23 protein-coding genes are annotated in these 24384 nt (G+C 60.9%); 17 read left to right on the top strand and 6 right to left on the bottom strand.

From position 1 onward, the window contains the following. Positions 1 to 69 precede the first annotated feature (69 nt). Positions 70 to 2502 carry a penicillin-binding protein 1A gene (locus GV818_RS01560; protein ID WP_372242031.1) on the top strand — a complete coding sequence of 811 codons (2433 nt, stop codon included), beginning with the start codon at positions 70 to 72 and terminating at the stop codon, positions 2500 to 2502. 105 nt (positions 2503 to 2607) lie between these two features. On the opposite strand, the gene GV818_RS01555 is transcribed toward GV818_RS01560, so the two are convergent. From GV818_RS01555 to rpmE, 3 genes are all read right to left on the bottom strand, one after another. After that, complete coding sequence (locus GV818_RS01555) at positions 2608 to 3876, bottom strand: malic enzyme-like NAD(P)-binding protein (RefSeq protein ID WP_161754511.1); 1269 nt, start codon at positions 3874 to 3876, stop codon at positions 2608 to 2610. A 187-nt stretch (positions 3877 to 4063) separates the two neighbouring features. Then, positions 4064 to 4843, bottom strand: a complete 780-nt coding sequence (locus GV818_RS01550; protein ID WP_161775736.1) for a thermonuclease family protein — start codon at positions 4841 to 4843, stop codon at positions 4064 to 4066. Between the two features lie 41 nt (positions 4844 to 4884). Further along, complete coding sequence (rpmE, locus tag GV818_RS01545; protein WP_161754507.1) at positions 4885 to 5106, bottom strand: 50S ribosomal protein L31; 222 nt, start codon at positions 5104 to 5106, stop codon at positions 4885 to 4887. A 299-nt stretch (positions 5107 to 5405) separates the two neighbouring features. Between rpmE and GV818_RS01540 the strand changes: the two genes are divergently transcribed. From GV818_RS01540 to GV818_RS01495, 10 genes are all read left to right on the top strand, one after another. Next, entirely contained in the window at positions 5406 to 7625 is a 2220-nt protein-coding gene (locus GV818_RS01540; RefSeq protein WP_161775681.1) for a primosomal protein N', read from the top strand. Between the two features lie 210 nt (positions 7626 to 7835). Beyond that, a complete protein-coding gene (gene argS, locus GV818_RS01535; RefSeq protein WP_161754503.1) occupies positions 7836 to 9572 on the top strand; it encodes an arginine--tRNA ligase in 1737 nt (578 codons plus the stop codon). Between the two features lies 1 nt (position 9573). Beyond that, complete coding sequence (locus GV818_RS01530) at positions 9574 to 10281, top strand: SPOR domain-containing protein (protein WP_161754501.1); 708 nt, start codon at positions 9574 to 9576, stop codon at positions 10279 to 10281. A 200-nt stretch (positions 10282 to 10481) separates the two neighbouring features. Next, the gene (gene hslV, locus GV818_RS01525) at positions 10482 to 11012 is read left to right on the top strand and encodes an ATP-dependent protease subunit HslV (protein ID WP_016984593.1); all 531 of its coding nucleotides are present in this window, start codon (positions 10482 to 10484) and stop codon (positions 11010 to 11012) included. A gap of 56 nt (positions 11013 to 11068) precedes the next feature. Continuing rightward, complete coding sequence (hslU, locus tag GV818_RS01520) at positions 11069 to 12406, top strand: ATP-dependent protease ATPase subunit HslU (protein WP_161775680.1); 1338 nt, start codon at positions 11069 to 11071, stop codon at positions 12404 to 12406. A gap of 91 nt (positions 12407 to 12497) precedes the next feature. Beyond that, entirely contained in the window at positions 12498 to 12875 is a 378-nt protein-coding gene (locus GV818_RS01515; protein ID WP_161775679.1) for a gamma-butyrobetaine hydroxylase-like domain-containing protein, read from the top strand. 257 nt (positions 12876 to 13132) lie between these two features. Then, positions 13133 to 14812: a class II poly(R)-hydroxyalkanoic acid synthase gene (gene phaC, locus GV818_RS01510; protein WP_161754495.1), complete on the top strand. Its 1680-nt coding sequence runs from the start codon at positions 13133 to 13135 to the stop codon at positions 14810 to 14812. A 130-nt stretch (positions 14813 to 14942) separates the two neighbouring features. Next, positions 14943 to 15803 (top strand): poly(3-hydroxyalkanoate) depolymerase, encoded by an 861-nt coding sequence (gene phaZ, locus GV818_RS01505; RefSeq protein WP_161775678.1) that lies wholly within the window; start codon positions 14943 to 14945, stop codon positions 15801 to 15803. A 108-nt stretch (positions 15804 to 15911) separates the two neighbouring features. Further along, the gene (phaC, locus tag GV818_RS01500; RefSeq protein ID WP_161754491.1) at positions 15912 to 17594 is read left to right on the top strand and encodes a class II poly(R)-hydroxyalkanoic acid synthase; all 1683 of its coding nucleotides are present in this window, start codon (positions 15912 to 15914) and stop codon (positions 17592 to 17594) included. 64 nt (positions 17595 to 17658) lie between these two features. After that, on the top strand, positions 17659 to 18279 hold the full coding sequence (locus tag GV818_RS01495; protein ID WP_161754489.1) for a TetR/AcrR family transcriptional regulator: 621 nt from the start codon (positions 17659 to 17661) through the stop codon (positions 18277 to 18279). An 83-nt stretch (positions 18280 to 18362) separates the two neighbouring features. Here GV818_RS01495 and GV818_RS01490 read toward each other — a convergent pair whose 3' ends face one another. The 3 genes from GV818_RS01490 to GV818_RS01480 all read right to left on the bottom strand — a co-directional run bounded on the left by GV818_RS01490 (position 18363) and on the right by GV818_RS01480 (position 20110). Further along, positions 18363 to 19181 carry a phasin family protein gene (locus tag GV818_RS01490; RefSeq protein WP_161754487.1) on the bottom strand — a complete coding sequence of 273 codons (819 nt, stop codon included), beginning with the start codon at positions 19179 to 19181 and terminating at the stop codon, positions 18363 to 18365. A gap of 10 nt (positions 19182 to 19191) precedes the next feature. After that, positions 19192 to 19614 (bottom strand): phasin family protein, encoded by a 423-nt coding sequence (locus GV818_RS01485; RefSeq protein ID WP_161754484.1) that lies wholly within the window; start codon positions 19612 to 19614, stop codon positions 19192 to 19194. A gap of 220 nt (positions 19615 to 19834) precedes the next feature. After that, positions 19835 to 20110: a polyhydroxyalkanoic acid system family protein gene (locus tag GV818_RS01480; protein ID WP_161754482.1), complete on the bottom strand. Its 276-nt coding sequence runs from the start codon at positions 20108 to 20110 to the stop codon at positions 19835 to 19837. A gap of 155 nt (positions 20111 to 20265) precedes the next feature. On the opposite strand from GV818_RS01480, the gene ubiE reads away from it, so the two are divergent. The 6 genes from ubiE to GV818_RS01450 all read left to right on the top strand — a co-directional run bounded on the left by ubiE (position 20266) and on the right by GV818_RS01450 (position 24374). Continuing rightward, a complete protein-coding gene (gene ubiE, locus GV818_RS01475) occupies positions 20266 to 21036 on the top strand; it encodes a bifunctional demethylmenaquinone methyltransferase/2-methoxy-6-polyprenyl-1,4-benzoquinol methylase UbiE (protein ID WP_161775677.1) in 771 nt (256 codons plus the stop codon). After that, positions 21036 to 21659, top strand: coding sequence for a ubiquinone biosynthesis accessory factor UbiJ (locus tag GV818_RS01470; protein ID WP_161754478.1), 624 nt, complete (start codon positions 21036 to 21038; stop codon positions 21657 to 21659). Before ubiE ends, GV818_RS01470 begins: the two co-directional genes overlap by 1 nt. After that, complete coding sequence (gene ubiB / locus GV818_RS01465) at positions 21656 to 23260, top strand: ubiquinone biosynthesis regulatory protein kinase UbiB (protein ID WP_161775676.1); 1605 nt, start codon at positions 21656 to 21658, stop codon at positions 23258 to 23260. The genes GV818_RS01470 and ubiB overlap by 4 nt, the downstream gene beginning before the upstream one ends. Positions 23261 to 23340: 80 nt before the next feature. Further along, complete coding sequence (gene hisI, locus GV818_RS01460; RefSeq protein WP_161754474.1) at positions 23341 to 23733, top strand: phosphoribosyl-AMP cyclohydrolase; 393 nt, start codon at positions 23341 to 23343, stop codon at positions 23731 to 23733. 1 nt (position 23734) lies between these two features. Beyond that, positions 23735 to 24067 carry a phosphoribosyl-ATP diphosphatase gene (locus tag GV818_RS01455; protein ID WP_161754472.1) on the top strand — a complete coding sequence of 111 codons (333 nt, stop codon included), beginning with the start codon at positions 23735 to 23737 and terminating at the stop codon, positions 24065 to 24067. A 25-nt stretch (positions 24068 to 24092) separates the two neighbouring features. Then, the gene (locus tag GV818_RS01450) at positions 24093 to 24374 is read left to right on the top strand and encodes a twin-arginine translocase TatA/TatE family subunit (protein WP_161775675.1); all 282 of its coding nucleotides are present in this window, start codon (positions 24093 to 24095) and stop codon (positions 24372 to 24374) included. Positions 24375 to 24384: the final 10 nt, after the last annotated feature.

Raw genomic sequence — 24384 nt, 5'->3', positions numbered from 1 at the left:
TCGGCCCCTGATTGCCGTCAATGCCCTGACGCCTAATTCATTCCTTTCTCTGGAAATCCAAAAGCCTTGATTCGTCTGCTGAAGTTTTTCGGGTGGTCCATCGTCGCGGTGTTCTGCGGGCTGCTCCTCGCCCTTTCCGGTGCGTATCTCTATCTTAGTCCCGGCCTGCCGTCGGTTGAGGCCCTGAGAAGCATCCAGTTGCAGATTCCCCTGCGGGTGTACAGCAGCGACGGCAAGTTGATCGCAGAATTTGGCGAAATGCGCCGTACCCCCATACGTTTCGCCGACATTCCACCCAACTTCATCAATGCGTTACTAAGTGCTGAAGACGACAACTTCGCTAACCATTACGGGGTTGACCCCAGCAGCCTGATGCGCGCTGCGACCCAGCTGGTCAAGAGCGGACACATCCAGTCGGGCGGTAGCACCATCACCATGCAGGTGGCGAAGAACTTCTTCCTCAGCAGCGAACGCAGCTTCTCGCGCAAGACCACCGAAATTCTCCTGGCCCTGCAGATCGAACGGCAATTGACCAAGGACGAGATCCTCGAGCTGTACGTCAACAAGATCTACCTGGGTAACCGCGCCTACGGTATCGAGGCAGCGTCCCAGGTGTATTACGGCAAGTCCATTCGTGACGCGAGCCTGGCCCAGATGGCGATGATCGCCGGCCTGCCCAAGGCGCCTTCGCGCTTCAACCCGCTGGCCAACCCGGCGCGCAGCAAGGAACGTCGCGACTGGATCCTCGGCCGCATGTACAAGCTCGGCAAGATCACCGAGGCAGCCTACACCGAGGCGCTCAACGAGCCGCTGAATGCCAGCTATCACGTACCGACCCCGGAAGTGAATGCGCCGTATGTCGCCGAAATGGCCCGCGCCGAGATGGTCGGTCGCTATGGCAGCGACGCCTATACCGAAGGTTTCCGAGTCACCACCACGGTGCCCAGCGACCTGCAGGAGATGGCCAATACCGCGGTCCACGAAGGCTTGATGACCTATGACCAGCGCCACGGCTATCGCGGTCCGGAATCCCGCCTGCCAGGCAAGACCCAGGCAGCCTGGACCACCGAGCTGACCAAGCAGCGCACTATCAGCGGCCTGGAACCGGCGATCGTCACCCAGGTCGAGAAGAATGGCGTCCAGGTGCTGACCCGCAACGGCGAAGAGCATGTGGCCTGGGACACCATGAAATGGGCCCGGCCGTTCCTCAACACCAACAGCATGGGGCCGGTCCCTCGCCAACCAGCGGACGTAGCCCAGGTCGGCGACCTGATTCGCGTGCAGCGCCAGGCGGACAACTCGCTGAAGTTCAGTCAGATCCCGGTGGCTCAAGGCGCCCTGGTGACCCTGGATCCGCAGAATGGGGCCATCCGCGCCCTGGTGGGCGGCTTTGCCTTCGAGCAGAGCAACTACAACCGGGCGATGCAGGCCAAGCGCCAGCCCGGCTCGAGCTTCAAGCCGTTCATCTATAGCGCCGCCCTGGACAACGGCTACACCCCAGCCAGCCTGGTGAACGATGCACCGATCGTGTTCGTCGACGAATACCTGGACAAGGTCTGGCGTCCGAAAAACGACACCAACACCTTCCTCGGTCCGATCCGTATGCGCGAAGCGCTGTACAAGTCGCGCAACCTGGTGTCGATCCGCCTCCTGCAAAGCATGGGCGTGGACCGCACCATCGACTACATCAGCAAGTTCGGCTTCAACAAGCAGGACCTGCCGCGCAACCTGTCCCTGGCCCTGGGCACCGCGACCCTGACGCCCATGGAAATCGCCACTGGCTGGAGCACTTTTGCCAACGGCGGCTACAAGATCAGCCCGTACATCATCGACAAGATCGAAAGCCGCAACGGCGAGATGTTGTTCAGCGCCAACCCGCCCAGCGTCCCCACCGGTGATACCGCCAGCAGTGGCATCGCGGCCCCGGAGCACAACTTCACGGTCAACACAGTCGCTGGCGAGAATCCAGCACAAGCGCCGGTGCAGACTCCAGCAGTGGCCGAGCGGATCATTGACGGACGCACCTCCTACATCCTCAACAGCATGCTCGAGGACGTGATCAAGCTGGGGACCGGGCGCCGCGCACTGGCCCTTGGCCGCTCGGACCTGGCCGGCAAGACCGGTACCACCAACGATTCCAAGGATGCCTGGTTCTCCGGCTACAACGCCGACTACGTGACCACGGTGTGGACCGGCTTCGACCAACCGGAAAGCCTGGGGCGTCGTGAATACGGCGGCACTGTGGCGCTACCGATCTGGATGAACTTCATGGGTGCCGCCCTCAAGGGCAAGCCGCCGCATACCCAGCCCGAACCGGAAGGCATCCTCAGCCTGCGGGTCGACCCGGTCAGTGGCCGCGCCGCTACTCCGGGCACGCCCAATGCCTACTTCGAACTGTTCAAAAGCGAAGACAGCCCACCGTCGGTCAACGAACTGGGCAATGGCGCGGCCCCGGGCAGCCCTCTGCCAGCGGACGAAGCGGCACCGATCGATCTGTTCTAGATCAACCTCAGGCGGCAAGAACGAGCGACACCGCGCGCTCTTGCCGCTTGAAAATTCTGCATAAAAAAACCCGGCACCAAGGCCGGGTTTTTTATGGGTCTGCGATTAACCGTTGAACACGTCATCCACGCTTTTCAGCGGGTAGTTCTTCGGATACGGCAGGGTTGCCACGCCAGTCTCGAGAGCGGCCTTGGCCACTGCATCGGAGATCACGGTGATCAGGCGAGCATCCATTGGCTTCGGAATGATGTACTCACGGCCGAATTCCAGCTTGATGCCGCCGTAGGCATCGCACACTTCCTGTGGCACTGGCAGCTTGGCCAATTCACGCAGGGCGTTGGCCGCGGCGATCTTCATTTCTTCGTTGATGCGCTTGGCACGTACGTCCAGGGCTCCACGGAAGATGAATGGGAAGCCCAGCACGTTGTTCACCTGGTTCGGGTAGTCCGAACGACCGGTGGCCATGATCACGTCGTCACGGGTGGCGTGAGCCAGCTCTGGAGCGATTTCCGGATCAGGGTTCGAGCAGGCGAACACGATCGGGTTCGGCGCCATCGACTTCAGGCCTTCAGCGCTCAGCAGGTTCGGACCGGACAGACCGACGAACACGTCAGCACCTTGCAGGGCGTCGCCCAGGGTGCGCTTGTCGGTGGTGTGGGCAAACACTGCCTTGTACTGGTTCAGGTCATCACGGCCGGAGTGGATCACACCGGTACGGTCAACCATGAAGATGTTCTCGATCTGCGCACCCATGCTCACCAGCAACTTCATGCAGGAGATGGCAGCAGCACCGGCACCCAGGCAGACGATCTTGGCATCGGCCAGGGTTTTGCCAGCGATTTCCAGGGCGTTGATCATGCCGGCTGCGGTCACGATCGCAGTACCGTGCTGGTCATCGTGGAATACCGGGATGTCACACTGCTCGATCAGCGCGCGCTCGATCTCGAAGCACTCAGGTGCCTTGATGTCTTCGAGGTTGATACCGCCGAAGGTGATGGAGATGCGCTTGACGGTGTCGATGAAGGCCTGCGGGCTTTCGGAATCGACTTCGATGTCGAATACATCGATCCCGGCGAAACGCTTGAACAGTACGCCTTTGCCTTCCATCACTGGCTTGGAGGCCAACGGACCGAGGTTACCCAGACCGAGAATCGCGGTGCCATCGGAAATGACGGCAACCAGGTTGCCTTTGCCGGTGTACTTGTAGGCCAGTTCCGGATCGCGAGCGATTTCGCGTACCGGTTCGGCTACGCCGGGGCTGTAGGCCAACGCCAGATCACGAGCGGTAGCAGTGGCCTTGGTGAGCTCGACACTCAGCTTTCCTGGACGAGGATGGGCATGATATTCGAGAGCGGCAGTTTTCAAATCAGACATGTGGGCATTCCGCTTTTTGCTGTTGGACAGACGGACCGCCGAGGATACGCGTGTCGCATAGTCCCCACAAGACTGGCCAGTCACCCCTGTCAAGGCCTGTAGCGTACGACTTTGGGCCAAGAGCCGCGGGATACAAGGCTTTCAACTGTTCACAATCTGATTAAAAAATGTCTACAATTTTTCTTTATCAGAGAAGTCTGAAGGCGGAGGGATCACTCAATGACAACATCCAGCGTGCTCCGGCAGATTTGAAGCGGTCTTCGCGCGAGCGATCCATCACCCAGCCGCGAACCTCGATCCGCCGTCCCGAAAGACCTTTGAGCAACTGGCGATCGAAGCGCCCCAGGACATTGGGTGCAATATGCAATACAACCTTGCCCTGCAATGCGATCCAAATCCCGCCACGATTGCGCTGCACCTTGCTCACACGGCCCTCGACCAAGGCAAAACCCGAGCGGCGGATCTGCTCCGCTTTCAGTACAGGTGAACGTCGCCAAAGCCCCAGCCCAGCACGGCGCGCATGGTTTTCAGCGGCCTGTTGGCAGGCGATCTGGGCGACGTTCGGCGCTACCGCGATCTGATAGGCGAGCCCTTCAGCGATCAGTCGGGCCTCAAAGTTGATGCCACTGGCGCCATAGACATGGGCCAGGGTCCGACCATAGCGATCACGCCTTTCGCGCCCCACCAGCAAGCCAACCCTGCCACCACTTTGTGCCACTAGCTGTTGCAAGCGCTGCCGTGCCGCCAGCGCATAGGGCTCTGCGGGACGCCCCTTGCCGGCCAACTCCGGCGCATTGAGACCGATCATGCGCACGCTGCGGCCATCCTTCAGGCGCAACGTGTCGCCATCCACTACCCGCTGTACCGTCGCAGGAATCAGCCCCTTTGGTGTTGGGCAAAACGCCTGGGCGGCGGTCAGCCAAATCGCGCCCACAAAAAAGGCGCCCACTTGGGACGCCTTTTTCATCAGCGAGGAAAGTCGATATCGGCTTTCCACAACGATCAGCCTTAGGCCTTTTTCGTTGCGCCGAAAGCACCGAAGCGCGACTTGAACTTGTCGACACGACCGCCAACGTCCAGAGTTTTTTGCTTACCGGTGTAGAACGGGTGGCACTCGTTGCACACGTCCAGGCTCAGAGGCTTGGCCAGGGTGGAGCGAGTTTCGATGACGTTACCGCAGCTGCAAGTAGCGGTAATGGCTTCGTATACTGGATGGATATTGGCTTTCATGGTGTATTCCTCAGGCTAGCGTGCCGCCACCCAACACTATTGTTGAATACCGCACGAATTAGGGCGCGAATTCTACCAGACCGCATCAATCGCGCAAGAGACCCTGACTGCATTCCATCAGAAAAACCGCCCATAACCTTGACAGCCCTCGCTTTGCCACCCTTCGAATCGCGCTTGGCGGATCTGGTTCTGCCAGCCTCCCAATCAGCGGGAGGCACGCACGCTTGTACAGGACACTCCACCGCTCCTCTGTTAGGCTCCGGGGCTTATTTACCGTCCGCTCAACGAGATTTTCCCGCGTGCCCGACGCCATCCTGCGCCTCGCCCTGCCTTCGCCCCTGCGCCGCCTGTTCGACTACCGTGCTCCGGCCGGCGTGCTGCGCGCCCAGCTGCATCCGGGCATGCGTCTGCGAGTGCCCTTCGGCCGCCGGGAAATGATTGGCATCCTGGTGGAAGTGGCGGATCACAGCGAGGTCCCGGCGGACAAACTCAAGCCGGCACTGGCCCTGCTGGACCCCACTGCGCCGCTGCCCCCGGCATTGTTCAAGCTGTGCCTGTGGACCGCCCAGTACTATCAGCACAGCCTGGGGGACACCCTGAGCTGGGCCTTGCCGGTGCTGCTGCGCCAGGGCGAACTGGCCGAAGCTCGCCAGGAGCGTTTCTGGTCGATTGCTCCAGGCGCCCGGCAGGACGACCCGCGCATCGCCCGCGCCCCGCGGCAGCGCGAAGCCCTCGCGACCCTGGCCCAGCATCCTCACGGCGTACCCCACACGCTGCTGAGCAAGCTGATGCTGAGCAAGGACAGCCTGGATCTGCTGCTGGCCAAGGACCTGGTGCAGGTAGAAGTGCGCAAGCACGCTCCCGGAGTGCGCCACGAACACTGGCTGGCCCAGCCGGAACTGCCGCTCAACAGCGAGCAACGCGCCGCCTATGAAGCCATTCGCGCAGGCTTCGACAGTTATCACGCCTTTCTCCTGGCCGGCGTCACCGGCAGCGGCAAGACCGAGGTCTACCTGCAACTGATCCGTGAAACCCTGGAAGCGGGCAAGCAGGCCCTGGTACTGATCCCGGAGATCAACCTTGGTCCGCAAACCCTGGCGCGCTTCGAGCAACGGTTCAACGCGCGCATCGCCCTACTGCACTCGGCGGTCAACGATCGCGAGCGCCTGGATGCCTGGCTCGCCGCCCGGGATGGCGAGGCCGACATCATCATCGGTACCCGCTCGGCGCTGTTCACGCCAATGAAGAACCCCGGGCTGATCATCATCGACGAAGAACACGACGGCTCCTATAAACAGCAGGAAGGCCTGCGCTACCACGCGCGCGACCTGGCCCTGGTGCGCGCGCGCCAGGAAAACATCCCGATTGTCCTCGGCTCGGCCACTCCGTCCCTGGAAAGCCTGCACAACGCCTACACCGGCCGCTATGGCCTGCTGCGCCTGAATGAGCGCGCTGGCGGTGCCAAGCAGCCGCGCTTCCTAAGGCTGGATGTGAAGAGTCGCCCCCTGGACAGCGGCATCTCCGGCCCCATGCAACAAGCCATCGGCCAGACGCTGGCGGCCGGGCAACAAGTGCTGGTGTTCCTCAACCGCCGCGGCTTCGCCCCGACCCTGCTGTGTCACGATTGCGGCTGGATGTCCGAATGCCAGCGCTGTGACGCCCGCATGACCGTGCACCAGCGCTCCAACGAGTTGCGCTGCCACCATTGCGGTCACGTGGAACGGGTGCCCCGGCACTGTCCGCAATGCGGCAAGGTCGACCTGCGTCCTGTGGGAGCCGGCACCGAACGAGCAGAGGAACGCCTGGGGATCTTGTTTCCCGATTACCCGGTACTGCGGGTGGATCGCGACAGCACCTCACGTAAAGATGCGATGAACCAGCTGTTCGCCACCATCCAGAAAGGCCACCCGTGCATCCTGGTAGGCACCCAGATGCTGGCCAAGGGTCACCACTTTCCCCGGGTCACCCTGGTGTCGATCCTCGACGCCGATGGCGGCCTGTTCTCCGGTGATTTCCGCGCCAGCGAGCGCATGGCGCAGCTGATCGTCCAGGTCGCCGGGCGTGCAGGCCGTGCAGAAGAGCCGGGCAAGGTGATCATCCAGACCCACCTGGCCGACCACCCGTTGCTGGTGCAATTGACCGAACAGGGTTACTTCGCCTTTGCCGAACAGGCCCTGAGCGAGCGCCGCGCCGCGGGCCTGCCACCTTTTGCTCATCTGGCCCTGCTCCGGGCCGAAGCGCACAAGCCGGGCCAGGCCGAGGGCTTCCTCGATGAAGCCTGCAGCGAGGCCGAGCGCCTGCTAGCAGAACAGAATCTGGGGGGCATCGAACTATTGGGCCCGGTGCCAGCTCCCATGGAACGACGCGCCGGACGTTATCGGGCGCAATTGCTGCTGCAGGCTAACGCCCGGGCGCCACTGCATCGGCTGCTCAGCAGCTGGCTGCTGGTGCTGGAACAGATGCCCAGCGGGCGCCAGGTCCGCTGGTCGCTGGATGTGGATCCGGTGGATTTGTATTGATCGATATCGCGTTTTCGCGGGCAAGCCCGCTCCTACAATGGGCAGCATCAAACCCGTAGGGGCGGGCTTGCCGGCGAAGGCACTCGAATGCCACCACCGATCCCCAAGCAGCCCTCTATAGTTGGCAAGCCCGTTCCAGCAACGGATAATGCTCAGTTTTTCCACCTGCGCACTGAAGCGCCGCCGCACCAGCGGTCGAAAGAGAAGACCATGAAAGACACCATTCGCCAGCTCATCCAGCAAGCCATCACCCAACTCGTCACCGAAGGTGTGTTGCCAGAAGGCCTGACGCCGGCGATCCAGGTCGAAAACACCCGCGACAAGACCCACGGCGACTTCGCCAGCAACATCGCCATGATGCTGGCCAAGCCCGCCGGCATGAAACCCCGCGACCTGGCGGAAAAGATCATCGCCGCGCTGCCGGCCGACGAGAACCTGAGCAAGGCGGAAATTGCCGGCCCAGGCTTCATCAACTTCTTCCAGAACACCCAGGCCCTGGCCGCGCGCCTGGATGCCGCCCTCGGCGACGATCACCTGGGTGTGCGCAAGGCTGGTCCGGTCCAACGCACCGTGATCGACATGTCGGCACCGAACCTGGCCAAAGAGATGCACGTCGGCCACCTGCGCTCCACCATCATCGGTGATGGCGTGGCGCGGGTCCTGGAGTTCCTCGGCGATACGGTGATCCGCCAGAACCACGTTGGCGACTGGGGTACCCAGTTCGGCATGCTGATGGCGTACCTGGAAGAGAACCCCATCACCAGCGACGAACTGTCGGACCTGGAGAACTTCTACCGCGCCGCCAAGCAACGCTTCGACGAGTCCGAAGCCTTTGCCGACCGCGCCCGTGGCCTGGTGGTCAAGCTGCAGGCCGGTGACCCGGACTGCCTGGAGCTGTGGACCAAGTTCAAGGACATCTCGCTGTCGCACTGCCAGAAGATCTACGAGCTGCTCAACGTCAAGCTGACCATGGCCGATGTCATGGGCGAGAGCGCCTACAACGATGACCTGATCAACGTGGTCAACGATCTCAAGGCCAAGGGCATGCTGGTGGAGAGCAATGGCGCCCAGTGCGTGTTCCTCGACGAGTTCAAGAACGCCGACGGCGAGCCGCTGCCGGTGATCATCGTCAAGGCCGACGGTGGCTATCTGTATGCAACCACCGACCTTGCCGCCGTGCGCTACCGCAGCGGCAAGCTCAAGGCTGATCGCGCGCTGTACTTTGTCGACCAGCGCCAGGCCCTGCACTTCCAGCAAGTGTTTGCCGTGGCCCACAAGGCCGGCTTCGTGACCCATCCGATGGAGATGGAGCACATGGGCTTCGGCACCATGAACGGTGCCGATGGCCGTCCGTTCAAGACCCGTGACGGCGGCACCGTGAAGCTCATCGACTTGCTGACCGAAGCCGAAGAGCGCGCCTACGCCCTGGTGAAAGAGAAGAACCCGCAACTGCCGGAAGCCGACCTGCGCAGCATTGCCAAGGTGGTGGGCATCGACTCGGTGAAATACGCCGACCTGTCCAAGCACCGTGCCAGTGACTACAGCTTCAACTTCGACCTGATGCTCAACTTCGAAGGCAACACCGCGCCATACCTGCTGTACGCCTACACTCGCGCCGCCGGGGTATTCCGCAAGCTGGGCAAGGAATTTAGCGAAGTGGGGGGCCAAATCGAACTGCACGCCCCCCAGGAACTGGAGCTGGCGGCCAAGCTGGCGCAGTTTGGCGAAATCCTCAACAACGTGGCCGACAAAGGCACCCCGCACATTCTCTGCACCTACCTGTACGACGTAGCCGGGCTGTTCTCCAGTTTCTATGAAAACTGCCCAATCCTGTCGGCCGAGACGCCAACGCAGATGCACAGCCGCCTGCGCCTCACCGAGCTGACTCGCCGTACCCTCAAGCAAGGTCTGGAACTGCTGGGCCTCAAAGTCCTGGAGCAAATGTAAGTTGGCTGCCAAGAAAAAACCTGCACCCAAGCGTGGCGCCAGCCGTTACCAGGCCCCGGCCAAGCAGCCGATTCCGGGCTGGTTGTGGCTGGCCATCGGCCTGACCATCGGCGCATTCATTGTGTTCTTGATGAAGCTCGAGCCAGGCAAAGGCGGTGACAGCGTCAAGCGCGAGAAAATCGAGCAACAGAAAGCCAGCAAGATCGCCGAGGCCAACAAGACCCCGCCGAGCCCACAGCAACCGGTGAAGCCTAAGTACGACTTCTATACCCTGTTGCCGGAATCGGAAGTCATAGTGCCGCCAGAAGCGGTGCCGGAAAAAACCCTGCCGACGCCACAGGTGCCGACGGTACCGACCACTCCGGTGACCCCGGCGGAAGCCGCGAAGATCGACACTGCCCGGGCCCAGGCGGCCCTGGCCGGTATCACTCCGCCGCCCCCGCCGCCTGTAGCCAAGGCAGCGCCTGTGACCAAGTTCTTCCTCCAGGCCGGCTCGTTCCGCAAGGAAGCCGATGCCGATAAGGTGCGCGCGCAGATCATCCTGCTCGGCCAGTCGGTTTCGGTTGAGTCCGGCACGGTGAAAGACGAAACCTGGTACCGGGTCTTGGTGGGACCGTTCAGCAATCGTGAACAACTCACCGTGGCGCAGAAGCAACTGGCGGGCGCCGGCTTCAGCAACCTGCTGTTACAACAGCGCCAGAACCGTTAAGCCAAGCGCCAAACGCTTGATCGTGGGCAAGCCACTCCTACTACCTACTGCCCTGTAGGAGCGGACTTGCCAGCGCTGCTCTGCCCCCTCCCCGAGAATACCGCTGGTCCCTCGACACAGCCCCCGGTTGAAAAATTCTCAGCCACCCCCATATGAGTTTCCATCAGGGCACTTTCGCCCCGCTGCGTGGAGACTCCCCCTTGACCACCATCGTTTCAGTCCGCCGCCACGGCAAAGTCGTCATGGGCGGCGACGGCCAGGTTTCTCTGGGCAACACCGTGATGAAAGGCAACGCGAAAAAAGTCCGTCGCCTCTATCACGGCCAGGTCATCGCCGGTTTTGCCGGAGCCACCGCTGACGCCTTCACCCTCTTCGAGCGCTTCGAAGGCCAGCTGGAGAAACACCAGGGCCACCTGGTTCGCGCCGCTGTCGAACTGGCCAAAGAATGGCGCACCGACCGCTCTCTCAGCCGCCTGGAAGCCATGCTGGCCGTGGCCAACAAGGACGCGTCCTTGATCATCACCGGCAACGGTGACGTGGTTGAACCCGAAGACGGCCTGATTGCCATGGGTTCCGGTGGCGGTTACGCCCAGGCCGCTGCCAGCGCCCTGCTGAAAAAGACCGATTTGTCGGCCCGCGAAATCGTCGAGACCGCCCTTGGCATCGCCGGCGACATCTGTGTATTCACCAACCACACTCAAACCATCGAGGAGCAGGATCTCGCGGAATAAGCCTGTTTCGGCCCAGTGCCACGGCATTCATTCCTGCTTGAGAACCGCCAATTACTATGTCCATGACACCCCGCGAAATCGTCCACGAACTCAATCGCCATATCATCGGCCAGGACGATGCCAAGCGCGCCGTCGCTATCGCTCTGCGTAATCGCTGGCGCCGGATGCAACTGCCTGCCGAGCTGCGCGTTGAAGTGACCCCCAAGAACATCCTGATGATCGGCCCGACCGGTGTCGGCAAGACCGAAATCGCCCGACGCCTGGCCAAACTGGCCAATGCACCGTTCATCAAGGTCGAAGCCACCAAGTTCACCGAGGTCGGCTATGTCGGCCGCGATGTTGAATCGATTATTCGCGACCTGGCCGACGCGGCCATCAAGATGTTCCGCGAACAGGAAATGACCCGGGTCAGCCATCGCGCCGAAGATGCCGCCGAAGAACGCATCCTTGATGCCTTGCTGCCGCCAGCCCGCATGGGTTTCAGCAGCGATGACGCACCGGCCCAGGACTCCAACACCCGCCAGCTGTTCCGCAAGCGCCTGCGCGAAGGCCAACTGGACGATAAGGAAATCGAGATCGAAGTGGCGGAAGTCGCCGGGGTCGATATCTCCGCGCCTCCGGGCATGGAAGAAATGACCAACCAGCTGCAAAACCTGTTCGCCAACATGGGCAAGGGCAAGCGCAAGAACCGCAAGCTCAAGGTCAAGGAAGCGCTGAAGCTGGTACGCGACGAAGAAGCCAGCCGCCTGGTCAACGACGAAGAACTGAAAGCCAAGGCCCTGGAAGCCGTCGAACAGCACGGCATCGTGTTCATCGACGAGATCGACAAGGTCGCCAAGCGCGGTAATTCCGGCGGCGTCGACGTATCCCGCGAAGGCGTGCAGCGCGACCTGCTGCCGCTGATCGAGGGTTGCACCGTCAACACCAAACTGGGCATGGTCAAGACCGACCACATCCTGTTCATTGCCTCCGGGGCCTTCCACCTGAGCAAGCCCAGCGACCTGGTACCTGAGCTGCAGGGCCGCCTGCCGATTCGCGTAGAGCTCAAGGCGCTGTCGCCGGAAGACTTCGAGCGCATCCTCAGCGAACCTCACGCGTCGCTGACCGAGCAGTACCGCGAGTTGCTGAAGACCGAAGGCCTGGCCATCGAGTTCCTGCCGGACGGGATCAAGCGCCTGGCGGAGATCGCCTGGCAGGTCAACGAGAAAACCGAGAACATCGGTGCCCGTCGCCTGCACACCTTGCTCGAGCGCCTGTTGGAAGAGGTGTCGTTCAGCGCCGGTGATCTGGCCAGCGCCCACAGCGAAGAACCGATCCGCATCGACGCCGCCTACGTCAACAGCCACCTGGGCGAATTGGCACAGAACGAAGATCTTTCCCGTTATATCCTGTAAGCCTTCGCCACCCATGTAGGAGCTGGCTTGCCAGCGATAGGGCCACCCCCGATCGCCGGCAAGCCGGCTCCTACCGGAAGGACTACAACTCATGAGCAAACTCCCCACCGGCATCAACCTGCACAAAGCCTCGAAAACCCTGACCCTGACCTACGGGCCGGATGAGGTCTATCACTTGCCCGCCGAGTTTCTGCGCGTGCACTCCCCCTCCGCCGAGGTCCAGGGCCACGGCAAACCCATCCTGCAATTCGGCAAGCTCGGCGTCGGCCTGAGCAAGGTCGAAGCGGCCGGCCAGTACGCACTGAAATTGACCTTCGATGACGGTCATGACAGCGGATTGTTCACTTGGGACTATCTGTATCAGTTGGCGCTGCGCCAGGACGATTTATGGAACGACTATCTGGCAGAACTGAAAGCTGCCGAAAAAACCCGCGATCCGAATGAGTCTGTGGTCAAGCTGATGCTCTAACTCAAGGCTTCGACTGTTTAGAGGGCATTTTCTAATTTCATCTGCTTGAATGCGCTGCTGTATGGCCAATGAATGGCCTGCTTGCGAAAAAAATTAAACTCGGGTAACCAATGGTGCTGGCAAGTTCCCTGCAATGCTTTGCGAACTAAAAAGCAGTGGTGCGCACTTAACGGTCACCCGAGCAGTAGTACCTGGCATCGTACTGTGTGACTGCACAGCAGGTCCGGTACTCGTCTCAGGACAATGGAGCGTCGTAGATGAGTAACAAGAATAACGATGACCTGAAACGCCAAGCCTCGGAAAACACTCTGGGGCTCAATCCGGTCATCGGCTTGCGTAAAAAAGATCTGCTTACCTCTGCTCGAATGGTGCTCACCCAGGCCATCAAACAACCCCTCCACAGCGTCAAGCACGTCGCGCATTTCGGCCTTGAGCTGAAGAACGTGATGTTCGGCAAATCGACCCTGCAACCGGAGAGTGACGACCGTCGCTTCAACGACCCGGCGTGGAGCCAGAACCCGCTGTACAAACGCTATCTGCAAACCTACCTGGCGTGGCGCAAGGAGCTCCACGACTGGATCGGCGACAGCAGTTTGTCGGACCAGGACATCAGCCGCGGGCACTTTGTCATCAACCTGATGACCGAAGCCATGGCCCCGACCAACAGCGCGGCCAACCCCGCTGCGGTCAAACGTTTCTTCGAAACCGGCGGCAAGAGCCTGCTGGATGGCCTGTCCCATCTGGCCAAGGATCTGGTGCACAACGGCGGCATGCCCAGCCAGGTCAACATGGACGCCTTCGAAGTCGGCAAGAACCTCGGTACCAGCGAAGGCGCGGTGGTGTTTCGCAACGATGTACTGGAGCTGATCCAGTACCGACCGATTACCGAGCAGGTGCATGAGCGTCCACTGCTGGTGGTGCCACCCCAAATCAACAAGTTCTATGTTTTCGACCTCAGCCCGGACAAGAGCCTGGCGCGTTTCTGCCTGCGCAACAACGTGCAGACCTTCATCGTCAGCTGGCGCAACCCCACCAAGGCACAACGGGAATGGGGCCTGTCCACCTACATCGAGGCCCTGAAAGAAGCCGTCGACGTGGTGACTGCAATCACCGGCAGCAAGGACGTGAACATGCTGGGCGCCTGCTCCGGTGGCATTACCTGCACCGCGCTGCTGGGCCATTACGCTGCATTAGGACAGAAGAAGGTCAACGCCCTGACCCTGCTGGTCAGTGTGCTCGACACCACCATGGATACCCAGGTGGCGCTGTTCGTCGACGAGCAAACCCTGGAAGCGGCCAAGCGCCACTCCTATCAGGCCGGCGTCCTCGAAGGCCGTGACATGGCCAAGGTGTTTGCCTGGATGCGCCCCAACGACCTGATCTGGAACTACTGGGTCAACAACTACCTGCTGGGCAACGAGCCGCCGGTTTTCGACATCCTGTTCTGGAACAACGACACCACGCGACTACCGGCGGCGTTCCACGGTGACCTGATTGAAATGTTCAAAAACAACCCGCTGATCCGCCCCGACGCACTGGAAGTGTGCGGTACACCGATCGACCTGAAACAGGTAACCGCCGACATTTTCTCCCTGGCCGGCACCAACGACCACATCACGCCTTGGAAGTCCTGTTACAAGTCGGCGCAGCTGTTCGGTGGCAATGTGGAGTTCGTGCTGTCCAGCAGCGGTCATATCCAGAGCATCCTCAATCCACCGGGCAACCCGAAAGCGCGTTATATGACCAACACCGAGATTCCACTTTGCCCCGACCAATGGCAGGAAAACTCGGTCAAGCACACCGACTCCTGGTGGTTGCACTGGCAGGCCTGGCAGGCAGAGCGCTCGGGCGAGCTGAAAGCCGCGCCGAGCGTACTGGGCAACAAGAAATACGCGGCCGCCGAGGCAGCGCCGGGAACCTACGTCCACGAGCGCTGAGTCCAGGCATCCAACGATGCGGCACCAGGAGGTGCCGCCACGCCCTATTCTTAAGACGAGGCCTGGCCTCAGGAAATCTGGAGGACGCCCAGGACGGCGCTTCCAATGGTTCAATTCACAGGGCTACGGCATGCCACACTCTTTTATCTTTCGCACCGTCGACCTGGATGGCCAAACCATCCGCACCGCGGTTCGCCCCGGCAAGCCTCACTTGACGCCACTGCTGATCTTCAACGGCATCGGCGCCAACCTGGAGCTGGTGTTCCCCTTCGTCCTGGCCCTGGACCCGGACCTGGAAGTCATTGCCTTTGATGTCCCCGGCGTTGGCGGCTCCTCGACCCCCAGCTGCCCCTATCGTTTCCCCGGCCTGGCCAAGCTGACTGCGCGAATGCTCGACTACCTCGACTACGGCCAGGTCAACGCAGTGGGCGTGTCCTGGGGCGGGGCGCTGGCGCAACAGTTCGCCTACGACTACCCCGAGCGCTGCAAGAAGCTGGTGCTGGCCGCCACTGCTGCCGGCGCCTTCATGATCCCTGGCAAACCCAAGGTGCTGTGGATGATGGCCAGCCCACGGCGCTATGTGCAGCCATCCCATGTGATGCGCATCGCGCCGCTGATCTACGGCGGCGCCTTTCGCCGCGACCCAAACCTGGCGGCGGAACATGCAGCCAAGGTGCGCTCGGCCGGCAAGCTGGGCTACTACTGGCAACTGTTCGCGGGGCTGGGCTGGACCAGCATCCACTGGCTGCACAAGATCCACCAGCCAACCCTGGTGCTGGCCGGCGACGATGATCCGCTGATTCCCCTGATCAACATGCGCATGCTGGCCTGGCGAATTCCCAATGCCCAGTTGCACATCATCGACGACGGTCACCTGTTCCTGATCACCAGGGCCGAGGCCGTCGCCCCGATCATCATGAAGTTCCTCCAGGAAGAACGACAACGGGCAGTGATGCACCCGCACCCTCTGCCGGTGCACCCGACGAAATAAAACCACTCAGTCAACAGGATCGTCTCGCGCAAGAAGGGCCAGGACCGACTATGTTATCTGTCTTGGATTGGTCTGCTTGTTAGTGGTTTGACGAAGGAGTGTTGACTCATGCAAGACAAACCTGCGGCGGGCTCGCTGCCCTCCCCTGCCGCGTACATCAACGCGCAGAGTGCGATCACCGGTCTACGTGGCCGGGATCTGTTCTCCACATTGCGCAGCCTTGCTGCCCACAGCCTGCGCAACCCGTTGCACAGTGCCCGCCATACCCTGGCCCTGGGTGGCCAGCTGGGACGTGTGCTGCTGGGCGAAACCCTGCACAAACCCAGCCCCAGGGACAACCGTTTCTCCGACCCGACCTGGAGCCTCAACCCCTTTTACAAACGGAGTCTGCAGGCTTACCTGAGCTGGCAGAAACAGGTCCGCCACTGGATCGATGACAGCGGCATGAGTGAAGACGACCGGGCTCGGGCGCATTTTGCCTTCTCCCTGATCAATGACGCAGTGGCCCCCTCCAACACTCTGCTCAATCCCCTGGCCCTCAAGGAGATTTTCAACACCGGGGGCAACAGCGTGGTGCGCGGCATCAGCAACCTGTTGGACGACCTGCTGCACAACAACGGAATGCCCAGCCAGGTGACCAAGCACGCCTTCGAGGTGGGCAAGAACGTCGCGGTGACCCAAGGCTCGGTGGTGTTTCGCAACGAGCTGCTGGAACTGATCCAGTACAACCCCATGAGCGAACAGCAGTACGCCAAGCCACTGTTGATCGTGCCGCCACAAATCAACAAGTACTACATCTTCGACCTCAGCCCGCACAACAGCTTCGTCCAGTACGCACTGAAAAACGGCCTGCAGGTGTTCATGATCAGCTGGCGCAACCCGGACGTGCGCCATCGCGAGTGGGGCCTGTCGACCTATGTCGAGGCTGCCGAGGAAGCGCTGAACGTCACCCGTGCCATTACCGGCAGTCGCGAAGTCAACCTCGCTGGCGCTTGTGCCGGCGGCTTGACCATCGCCGCCTTGCAAGGTCACTTGCAGGCCAAACGGCAACTGCGCCGGGTCTCCAGCGCCACCTATATGGTGAGTCTGCTGGACAGCCAGCTGGACAGCCCGGCCACCCTGTTCGCCGACGAAAAGACCCTGGAGGCGGCCAAGCGCCGCTCCTACCAGCAAGGCGTACTGGATGGTCGCGACATGGCCAAGGTATTTGCCTGGATGCGTCCCAACGACCTGATCTGGAACTACTGGATCAACAACTACCTGCTGGGCAAGGAACCGCCGGTCTTCGACATCCTCTACTGGAACAACGACAGCACCCGACTGCCCGCTGCCCTGCACGGCGATTTGCTGGACTTCTTCAAGCACAACCCGCTGAGCCATGTCGGCGGACTGGAAATCTGCGGCACACCGATCGATCTGCAGAAGGTCACGGTGGACAGCTTCAGCGTGGCTGGGATCAACGACCACATCACGCCCTGGGACGCGGTGTATCGCTCGACTCTGCTGCTGGGCGGCGAACGACGCTTCGTACTGTCCAACAGCGGGCATGTGCAGAGCATCCTCAATCCGCCGAGCAACCCCAAGGCCAACTATGTGGAGAACCCCAAGCTCAGCAGCGACCCTCGGGCCTGGTACTACGATGCCAAGCATGTCGACGGCAGCTGGTGGAGCCAGTGGCTGGGCTGGATCCAGGAACGCTCGGGAGCGCAACGGGACAGCCTCACCACGCTCGGCAACCAGAACTATCCACCGATGGAGGCTGCACCTGGCACTTACGTGCGCGTGCGCTGAAGACACCTTGCACCACGACTCCGCGCTGGAGTCGTGCCCCCTAATGGACCGACAAGAAGTCAGGATGAAAACCCGCGACCGAATACTCGAATGTGCCCTGCAGTTGTTCAACCAGAAGGGTGAGCCCAATGTCTCGACCATGGAGGTGGCCAATGAAATGGGGATCAGCCCCGGCAACCTCTACTACCACTTCCATGGCAAGGAGCCCCTGGTGCTCGGCCTGTTCGAACGCTTCCAGAACGAGCTGACGCCACTGCTGGACCCACCATCAGATGCGCAACTGGCCCCGGAAGACTACTGGCTGTTTCTGCATCTGATTGTCGAGCGCCTGGCCCACTACCGGTTTCTGTTCCAGGACCTGTCCAACCTGGCCGGGCGCCTGCCAAAGCTGGCCAAGGGCATTCGCAACCTGCTCAACGCCCTCAAACGCACCCTGGCTTCGCTGTTGGCACGGCTCAAGGCCATGGGACAACTGGTCAGCGGCACCCAGGCCCTGGGACAACTGGTGGAGCAGATCACCATGACCTTGCTGTTTTCTCTGGACTATCAGCGAATTCTCGATCGCGAAGGGGAAGTGCGCCTGGTGGTCTATCAGATCATGATGCTGGTGGCACCGCACCTGTTGCCACCGGCGAAGCTGGCCACCGAGCAGATGGCCCTGCGTTACCTGGATGAACAGGGGTAGTCGGTTGTACAGGGCATTGATTGCCGCTCAATAAAAAACGCCCGGGCTTTGCAGACCGGGCGTTTTTTGTGTTCCTGACTCAGTCAGGACTGGCTGCTTGGCGTCGCAGAGGTCGACGTGGCAGCTGGGCTTGCAGCCGGGCTTGACGCTGCAGCGGAGTTCGCCGAGCTGGCCGATGCCGTCGGGGCCGGAGTCGCAGGCTTGGCCGCAACAGCAGGTTTGATTGCAGGCTTGGCGGCTACGGGCTTCTTGGCCACAGGCTTTTTCGCCACGGCAGGCTTTGCAGCAGGCTTGGCTGCGGGTTTTGCCGCTGGCTTGGCTGCAACAGGCTTGGCAGCAGGTTTCGCTGCAGGTTTGGCAGCAGCGGTTTTCACCGCAGGTTTAGCCACGGCTTTGACTGCTGGCTTGGCAACAGGCTTGGCCAGAGGTTTGGCAGCCGATTTTACCGCTGGCTTAGCCGCAGCGGTTTTAGCCGCAACCGGCGCGACCTTGGCACCTGTGAGTTTTTCGATCTGCTTGGTCAGGGTATCGACCTTTTCATGCAGCGCCTTTACTTCATTGCGGCTTGGCACGCCCAGACGCGAGATGGCACTGTTCAAGCGCTTGTCGAAAGCACCTTCCAGTTCGTCCCACTTGCCCAGAGCGCGGTCCTTGACGTCGCTGATACGCGACTTGGCCGAACTGGCGGAATCCTTGGCGGCATCGACTTTCTTGCCGACTACGCTTTTAGTCAGCTTCTCGGCTTTCTCGCCATCTTTGACCAATGTCTCGAAAAGCTTGCTGCCGTCAGAGTCGATTTTCGAGTACACGCCTAAACCAGCAAGCCAAATTTTACGGGAGTAATCTTCGACTTTCCCGATCCACGAGCTGCCTTCTTTTTCAGTATTCTTTTTACCAGCCATCCCGTTCTCCTTAATGTTTACGCGCGACACGTTCGAGCAACGCCGTCAGCTCATCGAGCTTAGCAGAGAGTGTCTCGACGTCATGTTTAGACGGAATGCCGATACGATTCAAGGCACTGGCGACGCGCGTGTCAAAAGCCTTCTCGACCTTGTCCAGTTGCACTTCGACTTTGCCTTTAAGAGTGCTGACATCCCCTTTAACGCTATCTATCTGACTGTTGGCTGCTTCAAGTTGTTCAGTGACAACTTTTTTGCCTTTCTTTTCAACGGATTGACCTGTCTTGATCAGCTCCTGAAAGTACTCGCTGCCTTCCTGACCGACTTTGGCGTAGGCACCCAGGCCTGCCAGCCAGATCTTGCGGGCATAGGTTTTGACTTCACTCAGAGCAGTCGATTGAGCATCAACTTTTTTCTTCAGAATTACTTTGGCCATGGTGCACCTCACGCGCAGAAGGTTTGAGGAACTGCCCTCGAAAAGAGGACCTGAGGCACAACCTAGAGAGAAAAATTAGAATCGGCACCCTAACGAATGCAATAAAACCGTGATGGATCCTTGCAGGAGCGAGCGGACGGCATTGCGCTTGCCGGCGAAGCTCTATGAGCACCCTTGCAGTGCCCGGTGATTCGCTGGCGAACCAGCTCCTGCAAGTGGCTCAGACCAGCGCCTTGTCCAGGGCTTTCTCGATTTCGGACTTGATGGTGCCGCTCATGGCCGACATCAACAGGCCCAGTTCGACATCGATCCTGATGGACTCATCGCCTACATGCACCGTGCCTTTGACCCCGGAACGCTTGAGGTTCAGGGTATCCCCCGCCCACTGCGGCGCCAGGCCATATTGATCGGCGAGTTTCTGCGCCAGTTGGTCGGCCTTTTCACGGGCCGCCTGCTTACCCAGGCCATGGGCACGTTCAACACTAATACGGGCCATCTAAGGACTCCTGCTGGTTCGGGACTTGCCTGGAGCATCTTGACCCTGTGTGCGTCAAAACGTCCCGGCGGATCACTATCTTACATTCAGCCTTGCCAAGACAAAGACCGTCACCGGCATTAGAATGTCCCGCATTCTCTTTTGGTGACAGCGATATGACTGATCAGCGCAAAGGCAGCGATGCCGAACCCACCACTCACTTCGGCTTCAAAAACGTTCCTGAAAGCCAGAAAGCGGAAAAAGTCGCTGAGGTATTTCACTCGGTAGCGGCCAAGTACGACCTGATGAACGACGTGCTGTCCGGTGGCATGCACCGCTTGTGGAAGCGTTTCACCATCGAGTTGTCGGGCGTGCGCGCCGGCAACCGCGTACTGGACATCGCCGGTGGTACCGGTGACCTGACCAAGCGTTTCTCCCATCTGGTGGGTCCGACCGGCCAGGTCGTGCTGGCAGACATCAACGAGTCGATGCTCAAGGTCGGCCGTGACCGCCTGCTGGACTTGGGTGTGGCCGGCAACGTCGAGTTCGTCCAGGCCGACGCGGAAAAGCTGCCTTTCCCGGACAACCATTTTGACTGCGTGACCATTGCCTTCGGCCTGCGCAATGTCACCCATAAAGAAGACGCGCTGCGCTCCATGCTGCGGGTGCTCAAGCCAGGTGGCCGCCTGCTGGTGCTGGAATTCTCCAAACCCACCAGCACCTTGATGTCCAAGGTCTACGACGCCTATTCGTTCGCCTTCATGCCTCTGGCCGGCAAGCTGATCACCAACGACTCGGAAAGCTATCGCTACCTGGCCGAATCGATCCGCATGCATCCGAACCAGGAAACCCTGAAGTCAATGATGGTCGAGGCCGGTTTCGACCGCGTGACCTATCACAACATGACCGCAGGCATCGTCGCCCTGCACCGCGGCATCAAGCCCTGATGCTGCTCAGCGGCCTGCTCGCCAGCGTCGAGACCGGCATCAATCGGGTGCTGCGTCTGGACAGCACGGCCCTGCCGCGCCTGCAGCACCTGAACGGCAAGGTGATCGCTGTGGACTGCCGCAGCCCGGCACTGCAGCTGTTCATCCTGCCCAGCGATGAAGGCCTGATGCTGGCCTCGCAGTGGGCCGCAGACCCTGACTGCATCCTGCGGGCACCGGCCTCAAGCCTGGTGCGACTGGCCCTGAGCAAGGACAAGACCGCAGTCCTGCATGGTCCGGAAGTGGAGTTGGAAGGCGACAGCGGCGTGCTGTTGGACCTGGCGGCGATCCTCCAGGACCTGGAGCTGGACTGGGAATACGAACTTTCCCGCTGGCTGGGCCCAGTGGCCACCCAGCTGTTCAGCGGCCATGTGCGCAGCCGCGCACGCTGGTATCAGCAAGGATTTGCCAGCCTGAACCAGAACCTCGCCGAATTCCTCGCTGAAGAATCGCGGACCCTGGTGGGTCAGCGTGAAGCCGAAGCGCGCTTTCGCGAACTGGATCAGGCCAAACTCGACCTGGAACGTCTCGAGGCGCGCTTCGAGCGCCTTTCCCGATCCCTTGACCCAAGCGATAACGCATGAAGCTGCTTGCCGTCCGCCGTCTGTTGCGCATCCAGCGCGTCGTGATCCGCTACCGCCTCGATGACCTGCTGTTCGAACTGCCCCTGCCCTGGTTTCTCCTGGCCTTGCGCTTCGCCCTGCCCTGGCGCTGGTTCCCGCGCAAGCCGCTGGACCTGAGCCGCGGTGCACGGCTGCGCCTGGCGTTGCAGGACCTGGGGCCGATTTTCATCAAGTTCGGGCAGATCCTCTCCACCCGCCGCGACCTGTTGCCGGAAGACATCGCCGACGAGCTGATGCTGCTGCAGGACCGGGTCCCGCCATTCGATTCGCAAAAGTCCATGGCGCTGATCGAAGAGCAACTGGGCCAGAAGATCAGCGACGTGTTCAGCCGCTTCGACATCGAGCCCCTGGCCTCCGCCTCGGTGGCCCAGGTGCACGCCGCCAAGCTCAAGACTGGCGAAGAAGTGGTGGTCAAGGTGATCCGCCCGGGGCTCAAGCCGATCATCGCCCAGGACCTGGCGTGGCTGTTCATCCTCGCCCGGGCTGCGGAAAAGGTCTCCGCCGACGCGCGCCTGCTGCACCCGGTGGACGTGGTCAGCGACTACGAGAAAACCATCTACGACGAGCTCGACCTGCTGCGCGAGGCGGCCAACGCCAGCCAGCTCAAGCGTAACTTCGAAGGCTCGCCGCTGCTGTATGTACCTCAGGTCTACTGGGACTGGTGCCGACCGAAAGTGCTGGTGATGGAGCGTATCTACGGCATCCAGGTCACCGACCTGGCGACCTTGGCCGACCAGCGTACCGACATGAAGATGCTCGCCGAACGCGGCGTGGAGATTTTCTTCACCCAGGTGTTCCGTGACAGCTTCTTCCACGCCGACATGCACCCCGGCAACATCTTCGTCAGCACCGTACAGCCCTGGAGCCCGCAGTACATTGCCATCGACTGCGGCATCGTCGGCAGCCTGACTCCGGAAGACCAGGACTACCTGGCCCGCAACCTGTTCGCCTTCTTCAAGCGCGACTATCGCCGCGTGGCCCAGTTGCACATCGACTCCGGCTGGGTCCCGGCAGAGACCAAGCTCAACGAATTCGAAGCGGCGATCCGCACGGTCTGCGAACCGATCTTCGAAAAACCGTTAAAGGATATTTCCTTCGGCCAGGTGCTGATGCGCCTGTTCCAGACCGCTCGGCGCTTCAACATGGAAGTGCAGCCGCAGTTGGTATTGCTGCAGAAAACCCTGCTCAACATCGAAGGCCTGGGCCGCCAGCTGTACCCGGAACTGGACCTGTGGAATACCGCGCAACCCTTCCTCGAACGCTGGATGCGCGAACGGGTCAGCCCCAAGGCCGTGTTCGGCAATATCCACAGCCAGATCGAGCAGCTACCGCACCTGGCCAACATGACCCGTGACCTGCTCGAACGCATGTCGCGGCCTCATGCCGCCGACCCTCCGGCACCCTGGCACAAGCGCAAGGACGACTGGTTCCTGCGCCTGCTGGGCACCGCCCATCTGGGCGGTGGTGCGATCCTGGCCGCCGGTGGTCCACTGAATGAGCTGGGACACTGGCCTGCTGGCATCATGATTGCCGTGGGTTTGTATCTGATCGTTCGTCGATAGCCAGTGGCGCGACCTGCTGGCAAACTGTCGAAATCGTCGAGGCGCAACCAGCGGGTTGAGCCCGGTTGTCGGAGTCGAAAATGAAAGATTGGCTGGACCAGATCAAATGGGATGCGGACGGCCTGGTGCCGGCCATCGCCCAGGATCACAAGACCGGGCGCGTGCTGATGATGGCCTGGATGAACCGCGAGGCCCTGAGCCTGACAGCCGCCGAGCACCGCGCAATCTACTGGTCACGTTCCCGTGGCAAGCTGTGGCGCAAGGGCGAAGAGTCCGGGCATGTACAGCAGCTTCACGAAATGCGCCTGGACTGTGACGCTGATGTGATCATCCTGATGGTCGAGCAGATCGGCGACATTGCCTGCCACACTGGCCGCCATAGCTGTTTCTACCGCGTCTATGAAGACGGCGAGTGGAAAACCGTCGAACCGGTCCTCAAGGACCCGCACGCGATTTATTCTGCAGGACACTGACATGAGCGATACCCTCAGCCGTCTGGCCCAGGTGCTGGAAGAGCGTAAAGATGCTGCCGCCGATAGTTCTTATGTCGCCAGCCTGTATCACAAGGGTCTGAACAAGATTCTGGAAAAAGTCGGCGAAGAGTCGGTGGAAACCATCATCGCCGCCAAGGACGCCGCCATCAGCGGTGACTGCAGCGATGTGATCTACGAAACCGCGGACCTGTGGTTCCACACTATGGTCATGCTGGCGCAGCTGGGGCAGCATCCCCAGGCCGTGCTCGATGAGCTGGACCGCCGCTTCGGTTTGTCCGGACACGCCGAGAAAGCCTCGCGTCCGTCCGCCTGAACAACTTTCTAAAAGGAAACGCAGCATGGGCATTTTTGACTGGAAACACTGGATCGTCATCCTGGTGGTCGTGGTACTGGTATTCGGCACCAAGAAGCTCAAGAACCTGGGCACCGATGTCGGTGAGTCGATCAAGGGTTTTCGCAAGGCCATGAACGACGACGAAAAACCTGCCGACCCCGTAGTACCGCCAGCAGCGCAGCCGGTGCCACCGGTTCAACCGCAGCAGAACGCGCCGTTGAACCAGCCGCACACCATTGACGTGCAGGCGCAGAAAGTTGAAGAGCCGACCCGCAAAGACTCGTGAGCACTGAATA

This window comes from Pseudomonas sp. Fl4BN1 (assembly GCF_009908285.1).
In the GTDB taxonomy this organism is placed as follows: Bacteria; Pseudomonadota; Gammaproteobacteria; order Pseudomonadales; family Pseudomonadaceae; genus Aquipseudomonas.
This window is presented reverse-complemented; position numbering and strand designations above follow the sequence as displayed.

Bases quoted from the DNA above. Each gene is read 5' to 3' on its own strand.
- GV818_RS01485 (WP_161754484.1), bottom strand. From the start codon at position 19,614: ATGGCCAAAGTAATTCTGAAGAAAAAAGTTGATGCTCAATCGACTGCT.
- phaC (WP_161754491.1), top strand. From the start codon at position 15,912: ATGCAAGACAAACCTGCGGCGGGCTCGCTGCCCTCCCCTGCCGCGTAC.
- rpmE (WP_161754507.1), bottom strand. From the start codon at position 5,106: ATGAAAGCCAATATCCATCCAGTATACGAAGCCATTACCGCTACTTGC.
- GV818_RS01495 (WP_161754489.1), top strand. From the start codon at position 17,659: ATGAAAACCCGCGACCGAATACTCGAATGTGCCCTGCAGTTGTTCAAC.
- phaZ (WP_161775678.1), top strand. From the start codon at position 14,943: ATGCCACACTCTTTTATCTTTCGCACCGTCGACCTGGATGGCCAAACC.
- GV818_RS01515 (WP_161775679.1), top strand. From the start codon at position 12,498: ATGAGCAAACTCCCCACCGGCATCAACCTGCACAAAGCCTCGAAAACC.
- GV818_RS01490 (WP_161754487.1), bottom strand. From the start codon at position 19,181: ATGGCTGGTAAAAAGAATACTGAAAAAGAAGGCAGCTCGTGGATCGGG.
- GV818_RS01550 (WP_161775736.1), bottom strand. From the start codon at position 4,843: ATGAAAAAGGCGTCCCAAGTGGGCGCCTTTTTTGTGGGCGCGATTTGG.
- GV818_RS01470 (WP_161754478.1), top strand. From the start codon at position 21,036: ATGCTGCTCAGCGGCCTGCTCGCCAGCGTCGAGACCGGCATCAATCGG.
- ubiE (WP_161775677.1), top strand. From the start codon at position 20,266: ATGACTGATCAGCGCAAAGGCAGCGATGCCGAACCCACCACTCACTTC.
- GV818_RS01455 (WP_161754472.1), top strand. From the start codon at position 23,735: ATGAGCGATACCCTCAGCCGTCTGGCCCAGGTGCTGGAAGAGCGTAAA.
- hslU (WP_161775680.1), top strand. From the start codon at position 11,069: ATGTCCATGACACCCCGCGAAATCGTCCACGAACTCAATCGCCATATC.
- argS (WP_161754503.1), top strand. From the start codon at position 7,836: ATGAAAGACACCATTCGCCAGCTCATCCAGCAAGCCATCACCCAACTC.
- GV818_RS01555 (WP_161754511.1), bottom strand. From the start codon at position 3,876: ATGTCTGATTTGAAAACTGCCGCTCTCGAATATCATGCCCATCCTCGT.
- hisI (WP_161754474.1), top strand. From the start codon at position 23,341: ATGAAAGATTGGCTGGACCAGATCAAATGGGATGCGGACGGCCTGGTG.
- phaC (WP_161754495.1), top strand. From the start codon at position 13,133: ATGAGTAACAAGAATAACGATGACCTGAAACGCCAAGCCTCGGAAAAC.
- GV818_RS01480 (WP_161754482.1), bottom strand. From the start codon at position 20,110: ATGGCCCGTATTAGTGTTGAACGTGCCCATGGCCTGGGTAAGCAGGCG.
- GV818_RS01450 (WP_161775675.1), top strand. From the start codon at position 24,093: ATGGGCATTTTTGACTGGAAACACTGGATCGTCATCCTGGTGGTCGTG.
- ubiB (WP_161775676.1), top strand. From the start codon at position 21,656: ATGAAGCTGCTTGCCGTCCGCCGTCTGTTGCGCATCCAGCGCGTCGTG.